The 958-nt window shown below is 63.5% G+C and carries 1 protein-coding gene; it reads right to left on the reverse strand.

Translation table 11 applies throughout. The features are described from left to right. Positions 1 to 72 precede the first annotated feature (72 nt). A partial coding sequence (gene lpxL, locus AACS18_RS02065; RefSeq protein WP_108613586.1) for an LpxL/LpxP family Kdo(2)-lipid IV(A) lauroyl/palmitoleoyl acyltransferase occupies positions 73 to 958 on the reverse strand: 886 nt, incomplete at its 5' end.

Below are 958 nucleotides of genomic sequence, written 5' to 3' on the forward strand. Positions count from 1 at the left end.
TAGCAGATAAAAACAAACCGCCAGCAGGCGGTTTGTCAGTTTTTGCGAGCTGGCCCCTGTCAAGGCTGCGGCTCAGTAGAAGCCGGCATCCTCGGGAGAGGGGCGGGTCTTGAAGCGGCGATGGAGCCACATGTACTGCTCCGGCGCCTTGCGCACGGCGGCTTCAATCTCGCTGTTGGCGCGGGCGGCATCAACCATGTCATCCCCGCTCGGGTAGTCGGCGAGCGGCGCCCCGATATGCAGGGTGTAACCCTCTCTGGTGCGGATGTTGTAGCAGGGGAGGGTGACGGTGTTCTTCACCCGCGCCAGGGTGGCGGTGCCGGTGATGGTGGCCGCCTGCTCTACCGCGAAGTAGGGCACGAATACGCTGGCGTGGCTGCCGTAGTCGTGATCCGGTGCATACCAGAGGGCGTCGCCGTTGCGCAGCGCCTTGATCATCCCCTTCACATCCATCCGGTCCACCAGATATTTGTTGGAGGCACAGCGCCCGTGGTACTGGGCATACTCCAGCACCGGGTTGGTGTTGGGGCGATAGACCCCGACCCCTGGGCGAACCAGCCCGAAACAGCGGGCGTTGAGTTCCAGCGTCAGGAAGTGGCAGGAGAGCAGCAGCATGCCCTGACCTTTTTCCATGGCGGCGATGACGTGCTCTTCCCCTTCCACCTTCATCAGGTTGCGCATCCGCCAGTCTGGCCAGAACCAGGCGATCCCCACCTCGAACACGGCGCAGCCCACGCTCTCGAAGTTTGCCTTAAGCAGTTTCTCCCGCTCATCCCGGGTCAGCTCGGGCATCGCCAGCTCCAGATTGCGACGGGCAATCTTGACCCGGGACTTCAATATCCTGGCGGCGAGACGACCGAGCTGACGCCCCAGCCACATCTGGCTGCGCCACGGCAGCAGGGTCAGCAGCCAGAGCAGGCCGAGGCCGAACCAGCTGGCCCAGTAACGGGGATGAAAC

The sequence above is a fragment of the Aeromonas sp. HMWF015 genome (assembly GCF_963878965.1).
Classification (GTDB): Bacteria; Pseudomonadota; Gammaproteobacteria; order Enterobacterales; family Aeromonadaceae; genus Aeromonas; species Aeromonas veronii.